The following is a 25,379-nucleotide window of genomic DNA, read 5'->3' on the forward strand; positions in this document are numbered from 1 at the left end:
ATTTAATGTAATCTACAAGTGATTTCAACAAATCTTATGCACTTTTAGTTACCAAAGTTGTATCTAATTGTAAAACCTGTATTAATCGTAGTCTGAGGAAATGCAGTTGAGACCTTGAATTTAGAGAAGGAATGGTCATAGAAAAATAGAGCATTTAAATTTCTACTTAACGCATAATCAGCTGTAAACTTAGCAGACCATAGGTCTTGCCCAGCAGTAATTTGATTATTATCAATGTCTAAATTTCTGATTATGGTTACATTATCTCTTAACGAAACATCTGCTTTTAGGTTTAAATCACCTTTAAGCCTTGTGCGTTCTCCGCCTATGTTAGTTACGAACTTTACATCTTTGAATCGATAACCCAAACCAACGGTATATTCTTTACCACTTATCTCTGTTAATAAATTATTATCAAAACTCAATGAGAATGTTCTATCTGTTCTTGCTTCTGCTAATACACTTAGTGAATTCTTCATTTCAAAATCTACACGGATTAACGGATTAAATTGGTCTGTTAATACCACATTATTAATTATGAGTTCTGGTTTTATATCACCAGTTTCAATCTCAAAAAGCCCATTTTGGCGTTCTAGGTTAGATTGAAATGAATTTATACTATATGATGAGCGATACCCATGAGACAAAGAAAAACGTTTAAACTTCTTTTTAAACCAACGGTTTTTCATTAGTCCGGTATACTTAATATTCCAATTCGGAATTGGTATATCTCTTAAATAGTCTAGATTAACTCTATTAGCATCTTGCCCAGTATAAGCCGCAAAGAATGCTGGAAGCAATACTTCTTGTTGTGTTTTACTATAGTATTCAGGAAAACCATCTTCATCTAACTCACCAACAGGTTGACTTCTATCAGAAATTAATCTGTTTGCAATGGTAATTCTATTGGCTTTGAACTGCTCAAACGTTTCAGAGGTAAATTCATCACTCTTTTTAAACACCGTACCTAACATCACGGTAGAAATATTAAAATTACCAATATTGTTACTTAATAAGTTGTCATACTCAAAACTACCATCACTTAAAGTACGTACTTGAAAATTCTCTTGTAGACTATTGGTAAACTGCCTATCTGCAGACAAATCAATGGTTAACTCCTGTGTAGGTTGTGCTGTAGCCGTAATAGTTAGCTGTCTAGAAACATTCTGTAAAAATTGAGAATTGAATTCTGGAAAAGTTGTTAACCAACCATTTTTTGCAGCTTCAAAACGAACATCAGCCTGACTACCAAATACAAATCCTAACGATGGTCTAGTTGTGCCAATAAAACCTATAGATTGGGTGTAACCTGGTAATACCTTACCTCGATTTTCACTGTAGTTTACGTTAACCCGTTTTACCATGGTTAAAATATCTACCAGTGTATTAAACCCTTTACTGGTTTTTCGTTTAGGTTTTTTATCTTCTTCACCATCTTTGGTATTACCAGCTTTATCTCTACGTACTGGTTGCCGGTTAGCAAAGGTCTTACCATCACGTTTTTTAAGACCTAAATAATCATAAAAACCTTGCATGGTTAAGTTTGCGGTTACATTATGAGTGCTTGCATTTTGAACGGTATTAATATCTTCTCCTGCTACTTCTCTCAAGGCATCTCCCCCTCGTTGCCAATCAAAGTTACTGGTATAACTGTATTGCGCATTTATAAAACTTAGGAAAGGAATTTTTGCAAAAGGCAATTCATAATTTAATTGCATTTGTTGTGAGTGCCTGTTGGGTTCGCCAATGTCAAAAAAGCCATCCCATAAGTCTAAAGCCTGATTAATTCCTGAATCAGGGTCATTGGTATCATTAAAATAATTCCTTACAATATTATTATTAGATGCTGTTAGCTGTACACGTAATGATTTTGATAAACTATAATTTAAAGCATATTGCCAATTAAAAAGATAGTTGCGTTGTTGTAAAACTGGTAAATCTAAGGCCTCAACACCTGGCTCCAAAACGTCTCTAAAGCGTTGTCTGTTAAAAGAACGATTGAAATTAGAATTTACAGAAATACTTGTTGGAAGAAGATTAAAGTTGATATCTTTTAACCACTGCCAATACCTACTGGTAAGAATAGAATCTTTGTTGGCTAATGGTGCTACAGTTAAGGGTTTAAAGTTATGATTGTATACAAAACCAGTGTTTACGTTTTCATCAACCAAATCTGCAATTTCAAAATCTCTATGATTGGTTTTATTGTATGAATAGTTAAACGTAAAGTTTTCAATATCGTAGAAATTAGCTTCGCCTTCATCTCCTCTATTTTTACGAACACCAATAAAGTTTACACTTCTTCTTTTGGTGTAATCTTCAGCCTGTTCTCGAACATCTTCAGGGTCAATACCTGCTGTAGCTTCAGCAGCTTCTATTTGGTCATCTAGTTTTAAATCATCATAAACTGGGTCGAACTCTGGGGTAATTAAAGTTTCTGAAACCCCAAAGTTAAAAGGTATTTGTAGTCCCCATTTTTTAGGGAATAATTGACCAACGTTTACATTAGTGACCATATCATAGGATATAATGTCTTCTCTAGAACGTTCATTTGGCATTTGATCAATACTACCAAACCCTGAAGTACTTGTATTTGCGGTTGCAGACACGTTGGCAAAATCAGCCATATTAGCATCAATAGCAGCAATTGCTGCCCAACCACCGTTATTATCTAAACCTGCTAAACGCAGTTCGTTAAACCAAACTTCACCACGAGCCGGAATATCATCAATATTTTTTACACCTACCATCATACCCCGTATAGACCCAAAAGAAGGGTTTCCTTTTATACCTATTCGGTTTACTCCCGGAGTTCTTGGTGCAAATTCTGATACCTCAACAACCTCACCATTTATAACTTCAAAAAATCGTAATTCACTTAAAGGAACACCATCTACTGTACTTTGAGATTGTGCAATACGAACCGATTTAATTCGTGTTAAATCATCTAAACTAATATCAATCTCATTGCCTTCTGGCCAAATTTGTTCAGGGTCAGTGGTTCCAAAAGGGGTAAATTGTAAAGGTCTCTCAATCTGATAAAAGTTATCGGAAAAATCAGTACCAATTCTTAAAAAGCCAACTAACGGTGTATCATCATTAGAATAATCTGAATCAATAATTTTCTCGGCATGCATAAACATTTTTATGCGCTCATATTGCCTTACATCAATATTTAAATTTTTGAAAACACCTCTAGAATCTTGTGATTCTAAATTTTCTATTATAAATGATAATGATTGCTCGTTCTGACTAATAATAGTGTTGTTATTATTCAATTGTTCTCTAACTACCCCAGGAGGTAATACATAAGGTATGGGTGTTCTTTGACTATTATCTATAATATTTACAGCATTTACATCTACGGTTGTTCCATCATCTGCCGGATTATTATCTACTGTTGGTTGTAGTGAGTTAGTATAACTTCTCCAATCTCCACGAACTAAATCTAATGTTGCAAAACGAAGCACAACATCATCTGTAAAACCAGTAAGGTACATACGCATAAAACTTATAGACCTCAAATCTGTAATACCACCAACCGCATCAGTAAAATCAGTCAAAGGTATTTTATATTGTATCCATCTAAAGTTTAAGCTTCCACCATTAGGCACACTATTGCCACTGGCTGTACCTTCAATAATATCAGTTACGTATTCATCATCAACCGTAGTATTGGGTTTTATGGGAATACGATATTCATAATAGCTATTAACCGTATTCATGGTTAAATCTCTATCAATATCTTCAACATCTGGCAAGGTTGTAGAACCACGATTGGTATTTGATACAGCTACCGGAGAGTTACCATCAGGATTATTAAAATCTAAATACCGGTCTAAAATACCTCCCTCTCTATTTAAATAATAGGTATAGTTATCTAAAGCAGGGTCATCCCCTGGGTTATTATCATAAATAGAACCTTCTAAGGCATCATTTAAACCATCAAAACCAATATCTTGTAATGATCTATTTTCTTCTACAGCGTCAAAAGCATATACTAACGATTGTGTTTGCGGAACTTGGCCCCAAATAGTTGGTCTTGGCACCTCGGTAGTTTCTGTACCCGGTAAACCATTTTCGTACTGTTTTCTACCATCAGTAAGGATGTCTTCAGAGATATTACCTAGATTAAATACCAATTCACCTGTACTGTTTGAGCTACCGTCTACGTAGGGGTCTAACACCCAAAATTGTACAAATTCAACATTAGCTTGCTCAAAATTGGTACTACTTAAAGAACGCATAATTCCACCCCAATTATTAGCAGAATTACCTGCAAAATTTGGATTGTTATTGTATGGCCCTTTTTGGTTTGGATAATACGCAATATCCAAGGTAGTCTGTACTTGGGTTTGACCTTGAGCTACCTCTTGGGTAGGAAATACTTCATTAAAAAATACCCGTCTAGTTTCGTTTAACGAGATATCGTCATCTGTTATGGTATTTGGTCTTTGGTTGGTATAAAAGATTGGATCAATGGTATACCAAGCCATTTTTGCTCTATTGTAACCCAATTCTAAACCATCGGCACCTTGAGTGAATTCTAAAGGCGGACTCGCTAATGACCATCCTAAAAAAGAACGAATATCAATTAAGGCTTGAGCGCCTTCAAAATCATCTAAATATGTTGTTGTTTCCCCATTAAAATCAGCATTTTTAGGAGAGTTTGGACTTAAAAATGCAGCTTCGGCACGTAACGAAATATTAGAGGGTGCATCTGTATCAATATTAGGTAACTTATTTGCCAAGCGGGTTAAAAAGGGAACTTCTGTACTAAAATTACCGTTTAATCCAAAAATAGTATTATTCACGGGTTCCACTCCAAAATTTGCTTTTTGCGTAAGTGGCCGCTCATTCAAATTTAAAAGTGTTCCACCTAAAACAAAATTCTCATTAACCTTATGTTCTACATTAATACCTGTAAACCTTCTTGTTTGCTGACCAAAAACCGCGTTATTTTCTACGGAAATATTAATAGGAACATTAGAAGCTTCTAAACTAGGGTCTAATAATTGAACTGTACCTGCTTGATAATTTACAGTATAATCAATACCCTCTTGCAATTGCCTATTACCCGCAGTAACCCTAACCGAACCTCTTGGTACATTAAATGCTCCAATAGGTATGCCGTTATTACCTTGAGACTTATATCTTCCTTTTAATACAAATCTATTTTTTTGCGCTTCTTGTAAAGAGGCTGCTTTTGTTTTGGCGTATAAATCTCTAAATACGTATTTACGTTGGTTGGCGTTATACCCTTCATCATCTTCCACATCATACTCGCCACTTGTACCATCGTCAAGCAAATCAAAAAGATACTCCCCAAAAGGTTCTATTTTGGTAAATAAAATTGTTCCTGTTTGAGGATCTACAGTTATACCAGAAACATAATCGAAAAAACCATCACCACCAGGTTGTACATCATTATAGGCATTCAACCTATCAAAATTGAATACGTTTAATAGAATACGTTCTTCTAAGGCCTTGCCATTATTAGCTGCAGAAGCCGGAAAATCATCAACTGGGGTTATATAGTTTCTTGGTGTTGGATCAGAATACAGAATATTAAATCTAAAATCTTCTTCCAATAATTGAAACGCACCAGTTGCGTAAACGTTTTTCATCATTAAGTCCCAAATAGGATCATCTACATTGGTGATATTACTTTTTAAAAGTTTAAGAATTAAGGTGTTATTTTCAATAATTGGAATTGCCCCAGGTTGCGTAGATGTTGCATCAACACCGCCATTAGCAAATTCACCTACCTGATAAACTTCTCCATTAAAAGTAAATTGAAATGCTACACCTAAAACCTCATCATTACTCAATCTTTGGTTTAAGGAAATGTACCCTAATTGTGAATTAAAACGATAGTCTCTACCCTGCTCTAATTTTCTTGCGTTTTCTAAAATAGCATAGTCAAAACCTTGATTAGCTACATATCCATTGGAAAAATTAAATCCTTGCTCCACGGTAGCAATATCCCTAATAGCATCAGTTAGTATACCTGTACCAGTAGTAATTAATTCAGGGTCTAAATCGTTAGCGCCGTTATCTGGTAGACCAGTTGCGGCACTTGGATTAAAAAACCCAGGAGGATTAGCTCCTTGTCTACCTATACGAGTATTCTCTACAGAAACTTCACCTAAATCTTGTATTGCAACAACGTTTCTAACGTTTAGAGTTTGTTGGTTACGGTTGGTAACCCAAACTTCTAAACGCGTAATTTGAACTTGACTTTGAATAAAAGGATACTTTTCTAAAGCCGCGTCATAATTATCTCTAAAGTATTGTGCTAAGAAAAAGTGACGGTCTTCGTCATAATCCAAAGCAGTAAGCGAAAAGTCATTAATAGTTCCTCCCCCTTGGGCAGTTACCGTGTTGTTTTGCGAACGTTGCTCCGAGAAAACGGCCGTTACGGTGGTTTTACCAAATTGCAATTGCGTTTTAACACCAAATAAACTTTGCGCACCTTGTATTAAAGAACTATTCAAGGGCATGTTTACATTACCCACTTCTATAGATTGTAAAATATCATCCTCAGTAGGGGTGTAATCTAATTTTATTAAGTTTTGAAAATCAAAAGTAGCTTCAGTATCGTAATTAGCAGAAACTTGGAGTCTCTCACCAACATTACCTTGCATACTTAAGCTTATACGCTGGTCAAAATCAAAAGATAAATTTGTTCTATTTCTAGGCGATAACGAAGGGTTATCATTCTTTTGCCAAATAACACCTAAGTCCATTGCCACGGAACCTTGAGGAATAATTTCTATGGTATTACCTCCAAAAATAGATTCAAAAAAGTTATTATTTACATAGAAATTTGGAAGCAAGTTTTTTCGGGCTTCTTCACTACCCTCTTTTTTACCGCTAAAAGCATCAATCTTTTCTTTAAAGTAAGATTTCATGCCTTCTTTTCGTACTAATTCATAATACTGCTCAGGGGTAAGTATAATGGGATATGTAATATCATATTCACCAACACTTTCAGTGAAAATATATCTATCCATTTTAGCATCGTAAGTGTACTTAGAAACCACACTTTCTGGATTTTTCATCACAAGTTCGCCCATGGCTACACCTGTTTTTACAGAATCCACTGCTTGTTCACCTGTATCTTGCCCAAACAAATTACCTGTGACTATAAGTATAAAAACAAATAGAAATATGTTCTTTAACCATTTCTGGTTAAGAACTCCCAATGCCCCTCTTTCCAAAGTATATTATAAGTTTTTAAGCGCCTGTTTAATAATATTTTCAACGCTGAGAGAGGAATCTTGACTGATAATTTTGTCGACTACTTTTTCTGCAAGTCGCCTTGTAAAACCAAGAACCTCTAATGCAGATAACGCTTCTTCTTTACCAGTATTGTTTTGTGAGACGGAAACTTCATCAATATCGTAAACCTTTAAAATTTTATCTTTTAAATCTACGATAACGCGTTGGGCTGTTTTGGCACCTATACCTTTGACTCCCTGTATAGTAGCAACATCTCCGCCTGCAATGGCATTTTTTATTTGCTCTGGAGAGAGCGATGATAACATGGTTCTTGCTGTACTAGCTCCAATACCAGAAACTGAAATTAAAAGTTTAAAAATTTCTCTTTCTGCTTTACCGGCAAACCCATACAGTGTATGTGCATCTTCACGAATTAATAGATGAGTGTAGATTTTAATATTCTCATCACTAGATAATTGTGAAAAAGTATGTAGTGAAATATTTAAAAAATAGCCAACCCCTCCACATTCAACAATTGCATGTGTGGGTGCTTTTTCAACCAATTTACCGTTTAAATGCGTTATCATTATTTTGTAGATTTTGCTATATGACTTTCTTTTCTTTTTTGACGCTCTTGCACATCAATCACTGCCACTGCAGCCATATTAACCATTTCATCTACACTTGCACCTAACTGTAAAATATGAACCGATTTTCGCAAACCAACCATAATAGGTCCTATAGAATGGGCCTTGTTCAAACTCTTTAAAAGTTTATAGGTGATATTAGCAGAATCTAAATTTGGAAATATTAAAGTATTCACCTTTTTACCGCCAAGCTTAGAGAAAGGAAAATTAGTAGAACGAAGTTCAGGGTCAAAGGCAAAATCTGTTTGAATTTCACCGTCGACTATTAAATCTGGGTTTTTATCATGAAGTATGCTTACAGCTTCTCTAACTTTTTTAGCTTGAATATGCGATGAAGAACCATAGTTGGCATAAGACAGCATTGCCACTACAGGTTCAAAACCAAAAGTAGCAGCCACATTGGCTGTCATTTGAGCAATCTCAGCTAGTTCTTCGGCATTAGGATTGATGTTAATAGAAGTATCTCCTAAGAATAACGGACCTCTATCTGTAATCATTACATTTACGGTAGATGCATTTTTAACTCCTTTAGCTCTACCAATAACTTCAAAAACAGGTTTTAAAACTTTAGGATACGCACGAGAGTAGCCAGAAATCATTCCGTCTGCTGCCCCTTCTAACACCATCATTGAACCAAAATAGTTTCGCTTACCCATATTAACACGGGCACTGTATTCTGTTTCACCTTTACGTTTTCGTTGCTCAAACAAACTTTTTGCATAGATAGTTCGCAACTCACTAGAGGTATCATCTCTTGGATCTATGATAGCAACTTCAGCATCAAATTCTAATTCTTTTTTAAGTTTTTCAATTGTGGGTTTGTGGCCTAATAAAATTGGAATAGCAATACCCTCTTCATAAACTATTTGGGCTGCTTTTAAAACATCTAACAATTCAGCTTCAGCAAAAACAATCTTTTTAGGATTTGCCTTAGCTCTATTATGCAATGAACGCATAAACTTTTCATCGTTACCCGAACGAGATAGCAATTCTTCTTCGTATTTATCCCAATCTTGTATTGGTGCCTTTGCTACTCCACTTTCTATAGCTGCTTTGGCCACTGCGGGTGGAATTTTAGCAATCAATCTTGGGTCAAATGGTTTTGGTATGATGTATTCTCTTCCAAAAGTTAATCGTGTAATATCATAGGTAATATTAACTTGTTCTGGAACTGGTTCTTTTGTAAGTTCTGCAAGAGCTCTTACGGCGGCCATTTTCATTTCTTCATTAATCTTGGTGGCCCTAACATCTAATGCTCCACGGAATATAAATGGAAAACCTAGAACATTGTTTACCTGATTAGGATGGTCAGACCTACCGGTGGCCATAATAACGTCTTCTCTAGTTTTACATGCTAAATCGTAATCTATCTCAGGATTTGGATTCGCCATGGCAAAAACTATTGGGTCTTTAGCCATGGACAATAGCATATCTTGGGACACTAAATCTGCAATTGAAAGACCGATAAACACATCAGCCCCAACCATTGCTTCTTCTAAGGTGTCTATTTTTCTATGTGTAGCAAATTCTGCTTTTTGTGGGCTAAGACTATCTCTATCATTTCTAATAACGCCTTTACTATCGAGCATTACCATATTTTCTTGTTTAGCACCAAAAGCACGATATAAACGAGAACAAGATATAGCCGCTGCACCCGCACCACTTATGACAATCTTAACGTCTTCTATCTTTTTGTTTGCTAATTCTAATGCGTTTAATAAAGCTGCCGCAGAAATAATTGCTGTACCGTGTTGGTCATCGTGCATTACAGGAATATCCAACTCTTCTTTTAATCTTCGTTCTATCTCAAAAGCTTCTGGAGCTTTTATATCTTCGAGATTTATGCCACCAAAAGTCGGAGCAATACATTTTACAGTTTCAACAAACTTATCAATATCTTCGGTATCCAATTCAATATCAATACCATCTATATCAGCAAAGATTTTAAACAGTAAACTTTTACCTTCCATTACCGGTTTTGAAGCTTCTGGCCCAATATTTCCAAGACCTAATACGGCAGTACCATTTGAAATTACCGCTACCGTATTTCCTTTAGCTGTGTATTTATATACATCATCTTTATTCTTCTCAATTTCTAAACAAGGTTCCGCAACACCAGGCGAGTATGCAAGCGCCAAATCTCTTTGCGTTGCATAAGGTTTTGTAGGTACAACCTTGATTTTACCTGGTTGTGGTTTGGCGTGATATATTAAAGCTTCTCTGCGTTGTTTTTCTTTGCTCATAAGATTCTGAAATCAATCAATAAATATAAGAGTATTGCAGACAAAAGAATAGCAATTCATTTGTATTGCTTAGTAAAAGATTGATTTGCAATATATTTTAGATATTCTTGATAGTAATTAGGCAGTTTTTTCTTTGGTAACATTCAAACGAAAAGCAAAAACCGCTGCCAATGCGAAGAAAACACCTGCAAAAATCATAGCATTCACAGCATTGTTTCCTAATAAATACTTATAAATTGGCCCAAAAGAAATGGTTTCTATAAACATAGGTATTACAATCATCATATTTAGAATACCCATATACACACCTCTTCTTTCTTGTGGAACAATTTTAGACACCATACTGTAAGGAATACCCATCATTGTTGCCCAACCAATACCAAAAAGCACCATTGGAATTAAAACCAAATATGGATTGGTAATAAAAGGGATAAGTAAAACAGCCAAAGCAGTACCAAATAAACTTAAAATGTATAATTTTTTTCCACCAAACTTAGCTGCCACAGGAACAAGTACTAATGCTACCAACATAGTTACCGCATTATAGGTTAGACTCATGGTAGCTGCTTGAGCTGTAGCTTCAGAGGTGCTCATGCTCATCGTGGTTTTAAATAAAGGCATAATAAACTGCCAGTAGACAAATAAAGCATACCATTGAAAAAAGTATACAATTGACAATTTCCACATAAATTTTGGCATTTCGCCAAATGCTTCTGCTACTTCAACAAAGGGGGCTAAAGTATCACCTAATTTTTTTACCCCTGCATTGCTTTTATTATTCTTAATTAGCCTGAACAAATAGAATATCCATACGGCAGCAAATACTAAAACAACTACCACTAGTATGTTAATATCTGTCCACAAATAAGGTAAAAAATATGCCGTTATTAACCCTAGAGAAATAGGAACGGAAAACAACACTACAATAACACTTATAATTTGAATTAATGGTGAAGGTTTTCCAGAATTAAATGCTTCAATTTCTTCTTGTTCTTCTTTTGAAGGTGGTATTTCTGGAGTTTTAAAAATTGTCCATAATACCGTGGTTAAGGATAAGAATGAGCCAAAGAAAAATGCTATGTACACCCATTGTGGGATAGTACCTGTTACCTCTTCTTCTGCCAATAAATGTTGAAATAACTTTATAGAGCCCATGGCTAGTAGTATACCAGCCCCAACAAAAAGACTTTGCATTTGGTAGCCAAAATTTAATTGGTTGTCTGGCAACTTATCGCCCACAAATGCTCTGTAAGGTTCCATAGCGGTGTTGTTTCCAATATCTAAAATCCATAATAAGGTTACCGCAACCCATAAAGCTGGACTAAAAGGAAAAAGAAATAAACATAAGCTACCGAGAATTGCTCCAATTAGAAAAAAGGGCTTTCTCCTGCCCCATTTTGGCGACCATGTTTTGTCTGAAATAGCACCAATAATTGGTTGAATAACCAAACCGGTTATTGGGCCCGCAATGTTCAAAATTGGTAAAGAATGTTCTTCTGCTCCCAAAAAAACAAATACTGAATTTACTGGCAATTGTTGCAATCCAAAACTAAATTGGATTCCTAAGAAGCCAACATTCATATTCCATATTTGCCAAAAACTAAGTTGCGGTTTTTTGAGCTTATCCATCATTTCAAGTTAGTTTAGTTTTATTCTTTTCAAGATAGCTATTTTACCAATCTTAGTTGGAAAAATGCTATTAAACCTTCATCAATAAGGATTCTACCTCATTAGCAGCACCTTTGATTTCAAAAGATTTGTTTTCCAAATCCATTTTTAATTGAATAGATTCTGTATTTAGCACCCACTTTATTTCTAGGTATTTTGCAGAGGATTCCTCTAAATTAAATTCACCATTAAAAGCAGGATGCGTATTTCTCAATTTCATTAGTTGTGACAACTTTTCAAACAAAGAGCTTGCTGTTTTCTTTTGAATTTCTTCTTTGGTGTAATAATGTCTATTAATATCTCTTCCCACATTTGTTTTAGCTAACAACTCCATATCATTTTCATCACCAAATAATCCTACGTAATATACTTGAGGAATACCAGGAACAAAAAACTGGATTGCCCTAGCCATAAGATAGGAGACCTCATTACTACCTAAAGCTTCAAAATAGGTACAGTTAACTTGATAGAGGTCTAAATTTGAGGCAGCAGCTCCGGTAGCCTTAAGACTTCTACCCTCACTATTAGCGTGCATCTTATTTACGATATTATCTAACACGTTATCTGGTATTAAGCCATCTTCATCTCCTTCTGAGGCTACATCTACAATGCCAATACCATCATGTGTGTCTAAAACAGTAACAACATTACGCGGAGCTATTTGCAACCACTTTTTAAGGTTAGTGGCATCAGCATTAAACAAGGTGTCTAAAACAAGAACCGGTAACGCAAAGTCATAAACAAAATCAACTTTTTTAGCTATTTCAATTTGTGTTTTATAAAACGAATGTATTTCTACTAGCACGGCAATACCTTTAGCACGAGCTTTTTTTGTAAGTTCATCTATAAAGTCAAAGGTTTCAGGAATCATAAAACAAGAAGTTCCTGCTTTTTTAATGGCATAGCCTGCAGCATCTAAACGAATCATTTTTATCCCCGCCTGTTGATAAATGGCTAAAATTTCTTCTAAATATGCATTACCTCCTTCAGAAAACACATCAATATCTATCTGTTTTTGAGTAAATGTTGTCCAAACCAATTTTTGTGACCCGTCTGCTAATTTAAATTTAGTGAAAGGAAAACCAGGTCTTGGTCTATAAATCTGAAGTAAATTCTTTTCTGTGGCGCCTTTAGGAAAAACCTTATCATAAGTCAAAAACAAGGAAGCATATGGAGAGTTTTCACCCTTCTCGACAAAATCTTTAAACTCAACTGAATCTGCAGACATATGATTTACAATCAAATCTGCCATAATTTCGGTTGAATTGCTCAACTTTTTTATATTGCTCCAATCTCCCAATCTTGGGTCTACTTTTTTATGGTTAATGGGGTCAAAACCTGCATCTTCACCATCTATAGGATAGAAAAATGGTAAAATATGAACGCCACCAAATAAACCATCTAATTCATTAGTTAAAAGCTGGTCTAATTCAATAATATTTTTGCAGGCAATTCTATCAACGTAGGTTATAAGCTGTATTTGGTTTTTCACAATTAATGTTTAGGAAAAATAGAGTTAACTATTTTTTAAGGAATTCAATATTACGTTTTAATCCTGAAAATTTAGTGCGTTTTACTGCGGATTTCTCAAAAATTTCAGCGAAAACGTTTGAAGTTATTTCTTCCCAGTCCTCTTTTTGATAATTTAACAATTTGGGATGCGGATTAAAGAGTGGTTCAGCGTGTGATTTTGAAAATTTATTCCATGGACAAACATCTTGGCAAACATCACAACCAAACATCCAATCGTCAAATTTTTCTTTATAATCTGTTGGAAGTTCTTCTTTTAATTCTATTGTGAAATACGAGATACATTTGCTACCATCTACCACATAAGGTTCTACGATAGCTTGTGTTGGGCATGCATCTATACATGCAGTACAGGTACCGCAATGGTCTGTTACCGGAGTATCATAATCGAGTTCCAAATCAATGATTAATTCTGCAATAAAATAGAAAGAACCCACCTCTTTGGTTAAAAGGTTACTGTTTTTACCAATCCAACCTAAACCACTTTTTGCGGCCCATGCTTTATCTAAGACAGGTGCTGAATCTACAAATGCGCGGCCATGTACCTGACCTATTTCTGTAGAAATAAAATGAAGCAAAGCTTTTAATTTATCTTTAATCACAAAATGATAATCTGTACCATAAGCGTACTTTGAGATTTTATATGATTCTGAATTTTGAAATTCTGAAGGATAATAATTTAAGAGCAATGAAACCACAGATTTAGCCCCGTCTACTAGTATTGTTGGGTCTAAACGCTTATCAAAATGGTTAGCCATATAGGCCATTTGGCCATGCATATTTTGAGAAAGCCAATTTTCTAATCGTGGCGCCTCTTCTTCTAAAAACTCAGCTTTTGAAATTCCGCAAGAGAAAAAACCAAGTCGTTCTGCCTCAGTTTTGATTAGTCTTGTATATGCCTGTTTCTTAGAATAACTCATCGTTTTTCAAATACCAAAAATGCATTTTTTGGTTTTAAGGTAATTAATGGTTCAATTTCAATTGCCGTATCCAATGGTTTGATTACATATTTTTTAAATAATTCTTTTACTATTAACTGCATCTCATACATGGCAAAATTATTGCCAATACACATTCTTGGTCCTGCGCCAAAAGGAAAATAAATATCTGAATATTTATTAGCGGAATCTGCAAAGCGTTCAGGTAAAAAATGTTCAGCTTTATCCCAATACTCTTTATGTCTATGTATTTCAATTATAGAAAATAAAAGCGGTGTTTTAGATGCAATATAGAACTCATCAAATTCATCTTTTTTGATATTTTTTCTATCAATAAAATATGCCGGTGGATATAGCCGCATACTTTCTTCTAAAACATTTTTAGTTACTTTTTGCTTTTGCAAAATACTCATCAAGTCTAAATGTTCTAAGGCTTCATTTTCATCTTTAATACTATTTTGATATTTGGGATTTTTTGCCAAAAGCTGACAAGTAAAAGTTAGTGCATTTGCGGTGGTTTCATGACCCGCTACTAAAAGTATCATGATTTCATCAATCATTTGTTTTTCAGCCATACCAGACCCATCTTCATATTTGGCATTTAAAAGCAAGTCTAAAAGATCATCTTTTTTGATTTTACTTGCTCTTCTTTGTTGTATTAGATTTGCCAATAATGCTCTAGCGTCTTCAACGAGTTTTTCATTTTTAGAAGACTTACCAGTAATAAAATACCACCATTTTAAATACGGCTGACGAAGTTCGCTAACCAGCATTTTTTGAGATGTTTCAATAAGATGCTGAAGTTGTTCAACAGCAGTTTCGTCAATTTCACCACTAAACAATGATTTTGCAACAACTTTGAATGCTAGTTTTCCAAAAAAAGGTTCAATAGAAAAAGTTTTATTAATGGTAATTTTTGAAACTTCTTCTTCAATTACTTCTTGCATAATTTGCAAAAGGTTTGCTATATGCTTTTTATGAAATGTTGGTTGTAGTAATCTGCGTTGGGTTCTCCAAAATTCACCTTCAGAGGTAAGTAAACCCTTGCCAATGTATTTGGCAACTTGTACGGTTTGAACTTCAGATTTAGTATAGTTTTTTTGATTTGTTCTTAATACATAATTTAATAACTCAGGATTTCTAGAGAAAAGTATTTTATTTTGAATACCTATTGAAAGTAAAAAGGTGTCTCCTTTTTTTTCAAAATTATCATGGTGAAATGGCAGTGGATTTTTAAGTATTTCTAACCCTCTTTTTACAAACTGAAAAAACGAAACTACCGGAAAAGACTTTTCATTACCCATATTTTAAAATAAACCTCCTTGCGTTCCACCTTTTAACCTACCTAAATGTTTATAGGCTTTTTCCGTAACTTCTCTTCCTCTAGGTGTACGCATTATAAAACCTTGCTGAATTAGAAAGGGTTCGTAGACTTCTTCAATAGTTTCAGCACTTTCTGATACTGCAGTTGCCAGTGTTGTTATACCTACTGGCCCTCCTTTGAACTTATCTATTATGGTTGAGAGAATTTTATTATCCATTTCATCTAACCCATGAGCGTCTACATTGAGAGCTGACAAACCATATTTAGAAATTTCTAAATCTATGGTACCATTACCTTTTATTTGAGCAAAATCTCGCACACGTCTTAACAAAGCATTGCATATTCTAGGGGTTCCTCTACTACGACCGGCAATTTCTATAGAGGCTTCATTAGAAATTGGCACATTTAATATTTCGGCACTACGTTGAACAATGGTTGATAGTAATTCTGTGTCATAATATTGTAGTCTACTTGAAATTCCGAATCTTGCTCTCATTGGGGCGGTTAATAATCCAGACCTGGTTGTAGCACCAACTAATGTAAAAGGTGAAAGATTAATTTGAACCGTTCGTGCATTAGGGCCCGTTTCAATCATTATATCAATTTTATAATCTTCCATTGCTGAATACAAATACTCCTCAACAATAGGGCTTAACCTATGTATCTCATCAATAAAAAGAACATCTCGTTCATCTAAATTAGTTAGTAGACCAGCCAAATCACCAGGTTTGTCTAATACTGGACCAGAAGTTACTTTAATGCCAACACCAAGTTCGTTGGCTAAAATATGAGCTAAGGTGGTTTTACCTAAACCCGGAGGACCATGAAACAAGGTATGGTCTAGAGCTTCACCTCTTTGATTTGCTGCTTGTACAAATATTTTTAAATTCTCTAGTACTTGTTCTTGCCCCGTAAAGTCATCAAAGGTAATTGGCCTTAATGCCTTTTCAATATCAAACTCTTCAGCTGAAAAATTATCTCCTGTTGGGTCTAGATTTTCATTCATACCTCAAAGATAAGGCAATAGCATCATTGGTTTTTGTTGTAATTTAATACCATGCAAAAAATTGAATTCCCCTTAGATATTTTACCCTATATCCCTTTCTTTTATGTGATATGGTCAGATGATTTATTATCAGCGTCAGAAGTTCAAATTGTAACTAATGCCATTACAACAGATACTTCATTGAGTTCTGAAAGTAAGATGCTTTTAAATAATTGGCTTTGTAAAGAGACTTCACCAGAAGATGAAGTTATTAAATCTTGGCAGCACTATATTTTGCACAGCGATATTAAACTTATTGAAAGCAATAATTATCCACTTCATGACTTCTCCATCAAGGTTGCCAAAGCCAATGGTTATGCTAATAATGAGAATGAAGTGCTAAAAAGCATTGAGTTAAATTTAGGGATACAACCTAATCATTACAGACACCTATTTCAGATAGAAGTAGTTTTTTTAGATAATTTACAACAGTTCAATGCTATAGAAATTGATAAATTTCTTTACTCAAATTGTTATAACACTATTACTAGTTTAAGAAACTTTCTTTCGCAAAAATCCTTTAATTGGGAACATTTAAGTTTAAAAGAAAAACATAGAGAAAAAGTATTAAAACAAGTAAAACTATTAGCAGAAGCTGGTTGGGGAGCATATGCATATCCAAAGAAATATGGTGGTGAAAGTGATCTTAAAACATATGCTGAAATCTTTGAACATTTGATTTTTGTTGATGGGAGCCTAGCTGTAAAGTTTGGCGTACAATTTGGTTTGTTTGGTGGTAGTATTCAAAATCTCGGAAACAAAAATCATTTAAATACATATTTACAAAAAGCTGGAACCGCAGAACTATTGGGTTGTTTTGCAATGACTGAGACTGGCCATGGAAGTAATGTTAGAGGCATTAAAACTACTGCAACTTACATACATAAATCTAGAAGTTTAATTATAGATACTCCTGGAGAACAAGACAATAAAGAATATATTGGTAATGCTTTACATTCTAAAATTGCTACCGTTTTTGCTCAACTAATTGTAAATGGCAAGAACGAAGGTGTTCATGCAATTATAGTTCCACTTAGAGATGGGAATCATAAGGAACTTAACGGCATTAGAATTGAAGATAATGGTCAAAAACTTGGTTTAAATGGTGTTGATAACGGAAAAATTTGGTTTAATCATGTAGAAGTTCCTGTAGCTAACCTTTTAGATAAATATGGGGGTGTAGACCAAAATGGTAATTATCATTCAGATATTAAAAATCCAAATAAACGTTTTTTCACTATGCTAGGAACTTTAGTAGGCGGAAGAATCTGCGTGGCAAAAGGTGCTTTAGCAGCTGCAAAAATGGCCTTGACCATAGCCGCCAAGCATAGTCTAAAAAGACGCCAATTTACTGCTCCAAATAAAATTCAAGAGGATTTATTGCTAGATTATCCCAGTCATCAAATTCGATTAATTCCAAAAATCGCAAGTAGCTTTGTATATCATTTTGTTTTGCAAAAAGCGATGAATATTTATTCTAAAACTAATGAAGACAAAAGAAAAATTGAAACCCAAGTTGCCGGATTAAAAGCGATAATATCATGGTTTGCAACCGAAGCAATTCAAGAATCAAGAGAAGCTTGTGGTGGTAAAGGATATTTAACAGAAAACCGTATTGGTGATTTAAAAAACGATTCAGACATCTTTACCACATTTGAAGGTGATAATACTGTTCTATTACAATTAGCTGCAAAAGGTGTACTCTCTGATTTTAAATCAGAATTCAATGAAGGAGGTTTCAGTAGTGTTTTACGATTACTGGGAACACAAATAAATGACCGTTTAACAACCATAAACCCTACTTATGCCAATAAAGTTTCTAGTGAACATCTTTATAATCCAAAGTTTCACCTACATGCCTTAGACTATAGATTACGACGTTTAACCTATACTGCAGCCATGAGAATTAGAGACTACATTAAAAAAGGGGTGCCAAGTTACCAGGCGTACTTAAAAACACAAACCCATTTGTTAGAAGTAGGTAAAGCCTATAGTCAAGCATTAGCAATTAAATGGTATTATGATACTTTATCAGAATGGTCAGAAACCAAATACAAAGATTTGTTTTATAAAATTGGGGCTTTACACAGTTTGTCAATAATTAGAAATGATGCTGAATGGTATCTTGAACAAGGTTATATTGGAAGCTCAAAATCAAAAGCAATAAGACAACGTGTAGAAAGATTATCAACTGAACTTAGGCCTCATGTAGCTACGCTGGTAGATGGTTTTGGTATACCAAAAAACTTAATTACCGCTCCTATTGCTAATTGAGTTCTTTCTTAATTAATTGCGGCGTATTTATAAATTGTGAGATTACTATTTCTGGGTCACCGTAAAGATAGATTTTAGTATCGCCTGAAGCATCCAAGTTTAGTCTTTGATTCGCCTGAATTCGAGCCACTGCATCTTCCCCAACTTTAAGGTTAACAGTGGAGGCTTCCAATTTTGGCGCTTTTAATTTGGAATGCCCATAGGCTTCAATTTCTAAGTCCTCTGTACTACCTTCCATAGCTAAATCTGCATTATCTCGTAACTCTAATTTATGAGCCCCGCTCATTGCATATATAAAAGCAGAACTCCTATCTCTTTGAAATACATTTAAACTATCAGCATCAACCTTTAAATCAGCTTTACTGTTATTCTCCATAGCTAAATTTAATTTAAATGTATCCGCTTTCAATACTAAATCTGAATCACCAAACGTATTTACATAGAGTATATCTGTTGAAATTTCATCATCTACTATTAGCTTACCAGATTTAACAGTAATAGCTTTTAGTTCCACAAAGTTAATTGCAATTTCTAAAGCCCTTTTTGAAGTAATTTGTAAGTCAGTTGAAATAATAAGAGTACTATCAATAACCTCAAAACGAATAACATCAATTAGATTATCGTCTGCAATTATTACATAACCCTCACCAAAAGATTTTTTAAGTACAACTTCGATATTATCTTGAAGCTCAATAGCATCAAATGGAGGTAAATCATCACTAACCTCTGCTAAAATTCTATTACCCTTTATTTTATCTTTCTTTTGAGCAACACCTAATTGCATAAAAAACAAAACGGTTAATAGTAGTACTAATTGATTCTTCATTCTAAATAACTTGATTTCCAATTAAATATCGAAAATATATTTTTAATGTTCATGAAAATTTCATGCCATAAAAAAAGCCCCATTGAAACAACAGGGCTTTTTATACAATTATGTTATTGAATTAATGGTTCAATTCCTCTTCATTCTCTTGTAAAGGCACATCTTGCGGAACAAAATCTTGACCAGCAATTATATATTCGCCATTTTCATAAGTTTTACTGTAGTCATAAGCCCATCTGTGAACTTCTGGTATTGCTCCAGGCCAATTACCATGCATATGCTCAATAGGTGTTGTCCACTCTAATGTGTTAGATTGCCATGGATTTTTTGGTCCTTTTTTACCATAAAAGATACTATGTACAAAGTTGTAAACGAATATTAGCTGTGCTGCCCCTGCAATTAAGGCAAAGGTCGTCATTAGCACCTGAACATCAGTAAGTTCATCGAACATTGGGAACGCAGTGTTTTCATAATAACGTCTTGGAACACCAGCCATACCAACAAAGTGCATTGGAAAGAATACACCATAGGCACAAATTGCTGTTATCCAAAAATGTACATACCCTAAATTTTTATTCATTAATCTACCATGGAACATTTTTGGAAACCAATGATAAACTCCGGCAAATAAACCATAAAGTGCAGAAATACCCATTACTAAGTGAAAGTGTGCTACCACAAAATAAGTGTCATGAACATTTATATCTAATGTACTGTCACCTAAAATAATACCGGTAAGACCTCCAGTGATAAAGGTAGAAACCAAGCCAATAGAAAATAACATTGCTGGGTTCATCTGCAAATTACCCTTCCATAAGGTAGTTATGTAATTAAAAGCCTTAACCGCCGAAGGTATGGCAATTAATAATGTTGTAAAGGTGAATACCGAACCCAAGAAAGGATTCATACCAGAAATGAACATATGGTGTCCCCAAACAATGGTAGACAAAAATGCAATAGCTAAGATTGAAGCTACCATAGCTCTATAACCAAAAATTGGCTTTCTAGCGTTTGTTGACATTACTTCGGAAGTAATACCTAATGCTGGAAGCAGTACTATGTATACTTCTGGGTGACCTAAGAACCAAAATAAATGTTCATATAAAACTGGGGAACCACCCTGATAATGTAAAACTTCACCTTGTATAAATATATCAGAAAGAAAGAATGATGTTCCAAAACTTCTGTCCATTATCAACAATAATGCTGCTGACAATAAAACTGGAAAGGAAACTACACCGATTATTGCGGTAACAAAAAATGCCCAAATGGTAAGTGGTAGTCTTGTCATAGACATGCCCTTAGTTCTTAAGTTTAATACCGTTACAATATAATTCAGTGATCCTAATAATGACGAAGCAATAAAGATAGCCATAGCCACCAACCATAATGTCATACCCATACCTGATCCAGGTTGAGCCATAGGTAATGCACTTAAAGGCGGGTAAATAGTCCATCCTGCTGCTGCTGGTCCTGCTTCAACAAAAAGTGAAATTATCATTATTACACAAGAGACAAAAAATAGCCAATATGACACCATATTAAGGAAGCCTGAAGCCATATCTCTTGCACCAATTTGCAATGGAATTAAGAGGTTACTAAATGTTCCACTCAAACCTGCTGTTAGTACAAAGAATACCATTATTGTACCGTGCATAGTCACCAATGCTAAATAAACATCGGCATCCATTACACCGTCTGGTGCCCATTTACCTAATAATGCTTCAAATACTGAGAATGATTCCCCAGGCCATGCCAACTGCATTCGAAATAACAATGACATTGCAATACCTATAAAGCCCATAACCAATACCCCTGTAATGAAGTATTGTTTAGCAATCATTTTATGATCTTGGCTAAATATGTATTTAGTGATGAATGTTTCTTTATGATGATGTCCGTGATCATCATGAGCATGTTCCTCTACATGTGCGTGCGTTACTGCAGACATAATCTTCTTTTAATTTTTAATTTTCTTTTTAAGCAATTTTCACCTATAAATTTAGTGAGATTCTTGGATAACTTCAACCACTTCTTTCAATTCTTCAAGAACTTCTTCAGGATTTTCTTCTTGGCTTTCTACGACCATTGAAGTCTCAGTATTCGAAGTATCGTCTTTTAATATTGTTTCAGAAAAAGACTTTTGTTCAGCTAACCATTTATTATAGTCTTCCTCACTTTCTACAATTATCTTCATTTGCATGTTGTAATGTGATTTACCACATATCTTATTGCATAGAAGAATGTAATCAAACTCCCAAGGGTCAGAATTAGGCCTACCCTCTGCAGCCCATTCAGCTCTAATTTTATTTGTTCTTTTCACCTTATCAACAACATCTGGATTTTGTCTCATTTCCTCAGTAGTAATGGTAGGGGTGAAAGAGAACCTTGTAATCATACCTGGAACACAGTTCATTTGAGCTCTAAAGTGAGGCATATAAGCCGAATGTAAAACGTCTTGTGAGCGTATATAAAAATTAACTTTTCTACCTACTGGTAAATGCAGTTCTTTTACTATGATATCGTCCGCAGCATTTGGGTCAGATTCATCTAAACCTAATACGTTTGCTCGATCTATATCAATTAATCGAACACTAGCATCACCTAAAACATTATCATCTCCACCATATCTAGCGGTCCAATTAAACTGTTGTGCGTATAGCTCTACTCTTAGTGGGTCATCTTCTTCACTAACATCCATGATGTTTGTCCAATAATAAAGACCCGAAATAATTAAACCTGCTAAAACGATTACAGGAATAATTGTCCAAATAAACTCTAACTTGTCATTATCTGCGAAGAATAAAGCTTTACGTCCTTTTTGTCCGCGATACTTATAACCAAAGTAATGTAATAAAGCTTGTGTTATTGTTTGCACTATAAATATTACTACAAACGATACAAGCATCAATAAATCATATCCACTACCGTGTTCTGATGCTGGTTCGGGCAATAATACCTTAGTATATTTTGCAAAACTGAAAATGGTTATACCATAAATAAAAACCAAAAAGGCAAATAACAAGTAACCGTTATTTTTATTATCCTCATCATTTGCAATCTCTGATGAGGAATCATTTTTACCCATCTGAGACAACTCAAATATTTTACCAATTTGCCAAATAGCTATTGCTATTAAAACAAGTACTATCAATATCAATAATGTCGTCATTTCTCAACTATACTTTTAGTAATGAAACTGTCGGCTTTCTTCTAAGAAAGGATTTCTTTTTGGAGTTAATTCTTCTTTAGTAAGAGTTGTAAATACTACATATATAAACAACCCTCCAAAGAATAAAATTCCTCCTATTTCAGGGAAACCAAATCCCCATTTATCTCCTACGGTTGCTGGCATAACCATATTGTATACATCTAAGTAATGACCAAATAAGATGATTATACCTGTCATTATAACAAACCAGTTGATACGTTTATAATCACTGTTCATTAACACCAACAAAGGAAAAATAAAGTTTAAAACAAGCATTCCAAGGAATGGTAATTTGTAATCTTCCAATCTTGTAACAAAGTACGTTACCTCTTCAGGAATATTAGCATACCAAATTAACATGAATTGGCTGAACCATAAGTATGTCCAAAATATACTTATACCAAACATGAATTTCGCCAAATCATGTAAGTGGCTATCATTAACCTCTGGCAGATAACCTTTAGATTTTAAATAGATAGTTATAATTGCAATAGTAGTAATGCCAGAAACAAACATACTGGCAAATACATACCACCCAAATAAAGTACTAAACCAGTGTGGGTCCAAACTCATAATCCAATCCCAAGACATCATTGACTCTGAGATTAAATAGAAAACTAGAAAAGCTGCAGACCACTTGAAATTCTTTTTAAAATTGGAATCATCTGAAGCATTATCCTGAGCTAGAGATAACTTTCGAGAAATTTGTCTGTAGGCAATCCAACCTCCAATGAATATAGCTGCTCTTGCGATAAAAAACCATGGGTTTAAATATCCTTTCTTTCCCTGAAGTAAATAATCATGTTCAACAACATCAGCATCCATCCATACAAATAAATGGTTCATGTGAAGCACAGATAATAGCAAAATTAAAAACACAATAATTCCACCAGGAACTATATATGCGGTAATACCTTCCATAACTCTGAACAAAAGTGGAGACCAACCAGCTTGTGCAGCTCTATTAATTGCATAAAAGGCTAAAACTCCTAATGAAATCATAAAGAAGAAAAAAGCTGCTACATACAATGCTGACCAAGGTCTATTTTTTAACTGGTCATATACATGCTTATCATGAGCCGCATCATGACTTTCACCGTGAGCTTCAGTGGCATGAGGTTCATCATGACCATTCTCAGCAGTAACATGGTGGGTATTTTCAGTTGAATGGGCTTCACCATGGCCTCCATGCCCATCTGAATGTGCCGTAGCTACCATTTCTTTGGCCTCTTCTACACTACTTGGCGCACTTAAAAATCCAATGGCTAAGAATAATAATCCCACGCCCATTGCGATAAACGAACCAATTTTTAATCTATTTGAAAAAGTATATTTCATTCCAATCTTATTTGGATAGGTCTCCTTTTAATTTAATAACATATTCAGAAACTTGCCACATTTCTTCTTCGGAAGCAAATTGGGAAGCATATGAACCCATCGAGTTCAATCCGTAATAAATAGTATGATATGTGCTACCAACAGTTATATTACGTGCGGCATCATTATAACTAGGCACACCTAAGATTTTTTCATTTTTTACTAATGTTCCTTGCCCATCACCTTTAACTCCATGGCAAATAGCACAGTAGATAGCATATAACTCGGCACCCTTAACTAAATCTTCGTCTCTTTTGATAGAATCTAAAGGGCTAGGTTGAATTCTTGCCAATTCTTTACCCTCTAAAGTATTATCATACTCATAAGGTAACCACTCACGTGAAACCGTACCAGTTGGAGGAACTAAAGCTTCAGTACCCTCAGGAAACAATGGCGTCTCTACACCCTCGTAAGCCTCATAACCAACTGATTCATACATATTAGGCATATATTGGTAGTTCGGGCTATTCTTGTCAAAACAAGAACTAGCTAAAACCACTAATGCCAAAACCATACTATATTTAAAGAATCGCTTCATGCTAATCTTCTTTTTCTGTAATTGTTACTTCCACAGCTCCAGTATCTAACAACAACTGCTTTAACTCATCCTCGTTATCATGCAAACCAATTTCCATTAAAAAATGGTCATCTGTTGTTCGTTTATCAGGATTTTCTGCATTTTTAAATGGCCACATTCTACTACGCAAGTAAAATGTTATTACCATTAAATGAGCCGCAAAAAATACTGTTAACTCGAACATAATTGGCACAAAAGCTGGTAAATTTTGCATGTAACTAAAACTTGGTTTTCCACCAATGTCTTGTGGCCAATCCTCTATCATTATATAATTCATCATAAGGATAGCTACTGTTAACCCAACACAACCATACATGAAAGCGGTTATAGCTATTCTGGTATCTGCTAGACCCATAGCCTTATCTAAACCATGAACCGGAAATGGCGTATATACCTCCTCTATATGATGATGAGCAGCTCTTACTTCCTTAACAGCCTTCATCAGTATGTCATCGTCGTTGTAAAGCGCCTGTATTACTTTATTTGATGCCATAA

The 25,379-nt window shown here is 34.7% G+C and carries 15 protein-coding genes; 1 reads left to right on the forward strand and 14 read right to left on the reverse strand.

Translation table 11 applies throughout. The annotated features are described in order from the left end of the window. Positions 1–44: 44 nt before the first annotated feature. The 8 genes from sov to ruvB form a co-directional block, all read right to left on the reverse strand. The gene (gene sov, locus H5V42_RS11175; RefSeq protein WP_449240430.1) at positions 45–7,175 is read right to left on the reverse strand and encodes a T9SS outer membrane translocon Sov/SprA; all 7,131 of its coding nucleotides are present in this window, start codon (positions 7,173–7,175) and stop codon (positions 45–47) included. A gap of 54 nt (positions 7,176–7,229) precedes the next feature. Next, on the reverse strand, positions 7,230–7,811 hold the full coding sequence (ruvA, locus tag H5V42_RS11180; protein ID WP_185783254.1) for a Holliday junction branch migration protein RuvA: 582 nt from the start codon (positions 7,809–7,811) through the stop codon (positions 7,230–7,232). After that, positions 7,811–10,114: an NADP-dependent malic enzyme gene (locus H5V42_RS11185; protein WP_185783255.1), complete on the reverse strand. Its 2,304-nt coding sequence runs from the start codon at positions 10,112–10,114 to the stop codon at positions 7,811–7,813. The genes ruvA and H5V42_RS11185 overlap by 1 nt, the downstream gene beginning before the upstream one ends. Positions 10,115–10,231: 117 nt before the next feature. Next, positions 10,232–11,743, reverse strand: a complete 1,512-nt coding sequence (locus H5V42_RS11190; RefSeq protein ID WP_229665698.1) for an MFS transporter — start codon at positions 11,741–11,743, stop codon at positions 10,232–10,234. A gap of 70 nt (positions 11,744–11,813) precedes the next feature. Then, positions 11,814–13,274, reverse strand: a complete 1,461-nt coding sequence (gtfA, locus tag H5V42_RS11195) for a sucrose phosphorylase (RefSeq protein ID WP_185783257.1) — start codon at positions 13,272–13,274, stop codon at positions 11,814–11,816. A 28-nt stretch (positions 13,275–13,302) separates the two neighbouring features. After that, on the reverse strand, positions 13,303–14,232 hold the full coding sequence (gene queG / locus H5V42_RS11200; protein ID WP_185783258.1) for a tRNA epoxyqueuosine(34) reductase QueG: 930 nt from the start codon (positions 14,230–14,232) through the stop codon (positions 13,303–13,305). Next, complete coding sequence (locus H5V42_RS11205; protein WP_185783259.1) at positions 14,229–15,554, reverse strand: cytochrome P450; 1,326 nt, start codon at positions 15,552–15,554, stop codon at positions 14,229–14,231. Before H5V42_RS11205 ends, queG begins: the two co-directional genes overlap by 4 nt. A 3-nt stretch (positions 15,555–15,557) precedes the next feature. After that, positions 15,558–16,580, reverse strand: coding sequence for a Holliday junction branch migration DNA helicase RuvB (ruvB, locus tag H5V42_RS11210; RefSeq protein ID WP_185783260.1), 1,023 nt, complete (start codon positions 16,578–16,580; stop codon positions 15,558–15,560). Positions 16,581–16,631: 51 nt separating this feature from the next. Here ruvB and H5V42_RS11215 point away from each other — a divergent pair, with 51 nt between their 5' ends. Beyond that, complete coding sequence (locus H5V42_RS11215; RefSeq protein WP_185783261.1) at positions 16,632–18,893, forward strand: acyl-CoA dehydrogenase family protein; 2,262 nt, start codon at positions 16,632–16,634, stop codon at positions 18,891–18,893. Here the strand turns inward: H5V42_RS11215 and H5V42_RS11220 are convergent. The 6 genes from H5V42_RS11220 to H5V42_RS11245 form a co-directional block, all read right to left on the reverse strand. Then, positions 18,886–19,719 (reverse strand): GIN domain-containing protein, encoded by an 834-nt coding sequence (locus H5V42_RS11220; protein WP_185783262.1) that lies wholly within the window; start codon positions 19,717–19,719, stop codon positions 18,886–18,888. The genes H5V42_RS11215 and H5V42_RS11220 overlap by 8 nt on opposite strands. A 121-nt stretch (positions 19,720–19,840) precedes the next feature. Then, positions 19,841–21,670 (reverse strand): cytochrome c oxidase subunit I, encoded by a 1,830-nt coding sequence (locus H5V42_RS11225; protein ID WP_185783263.1) that lies wholly within the window; start codon positions 21,668–21,670, stop codon positions 19,841–19,843. A 51-nt stretch (positions 21,671–21,721) separates the two neighbouring features. Continuing rightward, a complete protein-coding gene (locus H5V42_RS11230) occupies positions 21,722–22,891 on the reverse strand; it encodes a cytochrome c oxidase subunit II (RefSeq protein ID WP_185783264.1) in 1,170 nt (389 codons plus the stop codon). Positions 22,892–22,906: 15 nt separating this feature from the next. Next, complete coding sequence (locus H5V42_RS11235; protein WP_185783265.1) at positions 22,907–24,268, reverse strand: quinol:cytochrome C oxidoreductase; 1,362 nt, start codon at positions 24,266–24,268, stop codon at positions 22,907–22,909. Positions 24,269–24,275: 7 nt separating this feature from the next. Continuing rightward, the gene (locus H5V42_RS11240) at positions 24,276–24,845 is read right to left on the reverse strand and encodes a c-type cytochrome (protein ID WP_185783266.1); all 570 of its coding nucleotides are present in this window, start codon (positions 24,843–24,845) and stop codon (positions 24,276–24,278) included. Position 24,846: 1 nt separating this feature from the next. After that, positions 24,847–25,377, reverse strand: coding sequence for a DUF3341 domain-containing protein (locus H5V42_RS11245; protein ID WP_185783267.1), 531 nt, complete (start codon positions 25,375–25,377; stop codon positions 24,847–24,849). Between the last annotated feature and the right edge of the window lie 2 nt (positions 25,378–25,379).

Origin of the sequence: Croceivirga lutea (assembly GCF_014235875.1) — a bacterium.
In the GTDB taxonomy this organism is placed as follows: domain Bacteria; phylum Bacteroidota; class Bacteroidia; order Flavobacteriales; family Flavobacteriaceae; genus Croceivirga; species Croceivirga lutea.